At 61.8% G+C, this 5,013-nt stretch carries 3 protein-coding genes; 2 read left to right on the top strand and 1 reads right to left on the bottom strand.

Going from position 1 to position 5,013, the window contains the following annotated elements:
• Window positions 1-441 precede the first annotated feature (441 nt).
• Window positions 442-1,869 (top strand): ammonium transporter, encoded by a 1,428-nt coding sequence (amt, locus tag AB5Y64_RS11885; protein WP_010673021.1) that lies wholly within the window; start codon window positions 442-444, stop codon window positions 1,867-1,869.
• 231 nt (window positions 1,870-2,100) lie between these two features.
• A complete protein-coding gene (gene rlmD / locus AB5Y64_RS11880; RefSeq protein WP_368203852.1) occupies window positions 2,101-3,453 on the top strand; it encodes a 23S rRNA (uracil(1939)-C(5))-methyltransferase RlmD in 1,353 nt (450 codons plus the stop codon).
• Between the two features lie 147 nt (window positions 3,454-3,600).
• On the opposite strand, the gene AB5Y64_RS11875 is transcribed toward rlmD, so the two are convergent.
• Window positions 3,601-4,929, bottom strand: coding sequence for an IS4 family transposase (locus AB5Y64_RS11875; RefSeq protein WP_053288733.1), 1,329 nt, complete (start codon window positions 4,927-4,929; stop codon window positions 3,601-3,603).
• Between the last annotated feature and the right edge of the window lie 84 nt (window positions 4,930-5,013).

Genomic DNA, 5,013 nt, shown 5'->3' with positions numbered 1-5,013 from the left:
ATTTTGCTTTTGGCCATGATCTCGCACCTCGATAACTGTACGTAACATCAGTATAGTTCGTGGTAACTGACTGCTAATCATGGGTAATCAGGAATACCTTAGCGGGATAGATAAGCCTGCCAGGGTGACATCACCAGGGGTTCGCCCCGTCATTGTGAGGCGATTGGGTCATCCTGGTGCATTTTCCCGGCAATGCACAGCCAAAGTGCGATTTTCCCCCTGTAACCGGGCATCGTGCGCCAAGATGGTGCGTGTTGAATGTGATAAAAACATAACGCCATGAAATAAAAGGATTATTTTTCTTGGCCTGCTTTATGCTTTCCCCATGTCATGTCGCCATGATGTCTCCGTGAGCCACACAGGTGCGGTGGGCAGGTGGCCAGGTTGGAAATGCATATCAGGAAATGGACCCGGATGCCGGGACGACAAGGAGAGGGCTGTATGTTCAAGAGACTCGTAATGACTGGCCTGCTGGCGCTGGCCGCCACCATGGCCGCCCCGGGCTGGGCCGAAGAGGTGGCCGCGCAGGCCGATGTGGTACAGGCGGCCGCGACCGTGACCATCAACAAGGGGGACAATACCTGGCTGATGGTGGCGGCGGCCCTGGTGATCCTGATGTCCGTGCCGGGCCTCGCCCTCTTCTACGGCGGCCTGGTGCGCGCCAAGAACATGCTGAGTGTGCTGATGCAGGTGTTCACCCTGTTCTGCCTCATCACCGTCCTCTGGGTGGTCTACGGCTACTCCCTGGCCTTCACCGAGGGCGGCGCCTTCTACGGTTCCTTCGACAAGGTGCTGCTGATGGGGGTGACGCCGGATTCCATCGCCGCCACCTTCAGCAAGGGGGTCGGGATCAGCGAGTTCATCTACGTGGTGTTCCAGGGCGCCTTTGCCGCCATCACCTGCGGGCTCATCGTCGGCGGCTTTGCCGAGCGGATGAAGTTCTCGGCGGTGCTGCTGTTCGCGGTGATCTGGTTCACCTTCGCCTATATCCCGATGGCGCACATGGTGTGGTACTGGGCGGGTCCGGATGCCTACACGGATGCGGCCGCCGCCGAAGCGGCCGGTGCCACCGCAGGCTATCTGTTCCAGCACGGCGCTCTGGACTTCGCTGGCGGCACCGTGGTGCACATCAACGCCGCGGTGGCCGGTCTGGTTGGGGCCTTCATGGTGGGCAAACGGGTTGGCTATGGCCGTGACCCCATGACCCCCCACAGCCTGACCATGACCATGATCGGTGCCGCCCTGCTGTGGTTCGGCTGGTTCGGCTTCAACGCCGGCTCCTCCCTCGAAGCCAACGGCACGGCGGCCCTGGCCTTCGCCAACACCTGGATCGCGCCGGCCGCTGCCGCCCTCTCCTGGACCTTCGCCGAGTGGGCGATGAAGGGCCGTCCCTCCCTGCTTGGCGCCGTCTCCGGTGCGGTGGCGGGCCTGGTCGCCATCACCCCTGCCGCCGGTTTCGTCGGTGTGGGGGGCGCCCTCATCATCGGCCTGCTCAGCGGTGTGGCTGGTCTGTGGGGCGTGCACGGTCTCAAGCGTCTGCTGGGGGCCGATGACAGCCTGGACGTGTTCGGCCTGCACGGGGTGTGCGGGATCCTGGGTGCCGTGCTGACCGGGGTGTTCGCCAGCCCGGATCTGGGCGGCACCGGGGTGTGGGACTATGTGACCAACCAGGTGGCCGAGGGATACTCCATCCTGGCCCAGGTCAAGGTACAGGTCATCGGCGTGGGGGTGACCGTGGTCTGGACCGCCCTGGTCTCGGCCGTGGCCTACAAGCTGGTGGACCTGCTGATCGGTCTGCGGGTGAAGGAAGATGCCGAGCGCGAAGGGCTGGACGTGACCAGCCACGGCGAGAAAGCCTACAGCCATTGATCCTGCTGCCATGAATGTCATACCGCCGGCCCCGTCCGGCGGTTTTTTTATTGGGGCGGACTGGCCAGGCTGCCCGGACCGGGCTGCTGGTGGCCGGGGTCGCTATTTGTGTTTGCAGGGTCTTTTATGCCTGCATTTTGGGCGGATCTCCGCTAAACTCTGCCACCCTTTATTCGGGGTCGCCGGGTCTGCCCCGTCGTCACCCTCTCTTTCATGCCTTCGGAGCCGCTCATGCCGTTAGTGGGACACCAACATCAGATCGATATTCTGGAACTGACCGACAAGGGGGATGGCAAGGGTCGCCTGTTCGATCGCCCCCTGTTTGTCGAGGGTCTGCTGCCCGGTGAGCAGGCGCTGGTCGAGTTGACCGAGGTCAAACCGAACTACCTGCACGGCAAGCTGGTCGAGCTGACCCAGCCGTCCGCCGACAGGGTGCCGGATTTTTGCCCCAATACCGAATGCGGTGGCTGCCAGGTGCGCCCGCTGTCCTATCCGGCCCAGCTTGCCCTCAAGCAGAGCCTGGTGCAGAGCGCACTGGAGCAGGTCGGGCTGGGTGAGGCCGTGGTCAACCCCATCCTCGGCATGGAGACGCCGTTTGCCTACCGCAACAAGGCCCAGTACGCGGTGCGTGGCAGCGAGGCGGGCGCCGAGATCGGCTTCTACCGCAAGCACTCCCATGACCTCATCACCGCCGATGATTGCGCGGTGCAGGACTCGCTGCACGTGGAGCTCAATGCCCGGGTACGCAACTGGATGCGCGAGCACGACATTGCGGCCTATGACGAGGTGGCCCACACCGGCTGCGTGCGCAACCTGATGACCCGCAAGGGCTTCAAGAGCGGCGAGCTGATGGTGGTGCTGGTGACCCTGGGCGAAGCGCTGCCGTTCGAAGCCGAGCTGCTGGCGGCCCTGGCGGATCTGCCGGTCACCACCCTGGTGCAGAACATCAACGAGGTGCGTACCAACCGCATCCTGGGTGACAAGAACCGGGTGCTGCTGGGCAGCGGGGTGATCCGCGACAAGATCCACGAGCTCGAATTCGAGATCTCGCCCCTCTCCTTCTTCCAGAACAACCCGAGCCAGACCGACGTGCTCTACTCCAAGGCGCTGGAATATTGCGAGCTGACCGGCAGCGAGACGGTGTTCGACATCTATTGCGGCATCGGCACCATCTCCCTGTTCCTGGCAGGCAAGGCCGCCAAGGTGGTGGGGATCGAGTCGGTGGAGAGCGCCATCAGCGACGCCCGTCGCAATGCGGCCCTCAACGGCATCGAGCAGACCGAGTTCCACGTGGGCAAGGCGGAGCAGCTGATGCCTGCCCTGCATGCCGACGGGGTGAGTGCCGACGTGGTGGTGATGGATCCGCCCCGCAAGGGCTGTGACAAGGCGGTATTGCAGACCCTGGTGGCCATGGCGCCGCGCCGGCTGGTCTATGTCTCCTGCAACCCCCAGACCCTGGCCCGGGATCTCGCCTGGCTGGTCAAGCAGGGCTTCGTGCTGGACGAGGTGCAGCCGGTGGATATGTTCCCGCACTCCATGCACGTGGAAGCGGTTGCTCGCCTGAGCCTGCCAACCAAGGCCTGATCGTCGCTCGGGATCTTCCCCTCGCGCGATGCAGGTGGAAGCGGTCGCCTGCCTGAGCCTGCCAGCGAAAGCCTGATCGGGCCGAGGGCGTGGCGTTAGCCAGATGGCTCTGATAAAAACGACTCCTGAGGGAGTAATGCCAGTCAGTTAAGCCTGACTGGCATTGTTTTTACTAGGTTTTCTCGTCGCATACTTCTGTGGTTTGGCTTTGATGCACCTTGGGTAACTTCGTTCTCGGCGGGCGGGTAACTTGAACTGCTCTGCCTGTTTGTCCAACTCAGCGACACGCCCTGGAACCATGCCCGGTGACACAAACGGCAGGCAACTGAGTTCATGCAGCAGATACACCGATGCCATGTGAAAGCTCAACTGGCTGGCCGTATAGCCCTTTAAGCTCGCCGCCATCCTAACCATCTGATATCTCAGTAGGTTATAGGCCAATACCAAGCCCCATAGCTCCTGCCTTACTCCATCGGGTTTCTTGCTGCGCAGCGTCAGCCGGTGCTGTTGCAGGCTATGTTTCATCTCCCGATAGCCCAGCTCGATTTCCCAGCGATTCTGGTATAGCTCCATCAACTCGCTGGCCGGGAAGCGCAGCGGGTCGGTGAGCGAGGTCAGCACCTGCCGCTCCTTGCCGTTTACCGTCCGGGTCAGCAGCCGGGCTTCGAACTGCTCCGGCAACTCGCTCCACTTCTTCTTGGCCTGCGGACTGGCACTGAGGCGTACCAGCACATCCTGCCGCCCCAGCTTGCGGATGACCTCGTATTGAGCCCCCTTTTTCAGCGGAATAAGCCAGTGACGCGCTACGCCCTGGCGTTGCCAGGCATGGAGTAACCCCAGTGAGTAGAAGCCCTTATCGAACAGGGTCAGGCTATTATCGGGTGTTTTTTCAATCAGTTGCTCTGCCAACACCATCTCGTTTACCGCACAGGAGTCCATCACTGTCTGGGTCAGCAGATGACTGGTCAGCTCCATCTGACACAACATGCGGACCTGGGGATATTGCGTCTCCCCCTGGACGGTTTTCGACTTGGCAAAGGCGCCGGCATTGTCCGGAGTATCGGGCGTGCGCCAGACCACCCCGTCCACGGCCAGCAGCTGCAAGCCGGCCCAGGTGGGGTGCTGACACTGCTGATGCCAGAGTGTGGCGGTCTGCTGGAACACCTGTCGAACGGCTTGGTCAGCCAGTTTTTGGCGCGCCTGGATGAAGGCGCTGGGGACGACAAACGGCCGGTCGCCGGGTAACAGGATATCGAGCTGGTTGGCCAGCTGGGCCATAGGGACATGACGAAACAAGGACATCCCGATAATGGCCCATAGCACCCGCTCCATGGGCATGCGCCGTCGGCGCAAGGAGACGGAGCCCGTCTCGGCCAAGCAAGCCTGCACCAGTTCAGGTGACAGCAGGTCAGACAGGGACTCAAACTTTCCGGGAGGACAGGCGTGAATGAAGTCGAGAGCTTGGTCGATACGCATAAAAAAATCCGAAACCCAACAAGGAGTTTCGGATTCTTACACAGCCTGAGGATCGGTCAATGGATCCTTAACTGATCGGCATTA

The sequence above is a fragment of the Aeromonas sp. R5-1 genome (assembly GCF_040908265.1).
Taxonomy (GTDB): Bacteria; Pseudomonadota; Gammaproteobacteria; order Enterobacterales; family Aeromonadaceae; genus Aeromonas; species Aeromonas caviae.
The sequence above is the reverse complement of the archived record's forward strand: the minus strand, read 5'-3'. Positions and strand labels throughout refer to the sequence as shown.

Coding starts and splice junctions, on each gene's coding strand:
- amt (WP_010673021.1), top strand. CDS start 442: ATGTTCAAGAGACTCGTAATGACTGGCCTGCTGGCGCTGGCCGCCACC.
- rlmD (WP_368203852.1), top strand. CDS start 2,101: ATGCCGTTAGTGGGACACCAACATCAGATCGATATTCTGGAACTGACC.
- AB5Y64_RS11875 (WP_053288733.1), bottom strand. CDS start 4,929: ATGCGTATCGACCAAGCTCTCGACTTCATTCACGCCTGTCCTCCCGGA.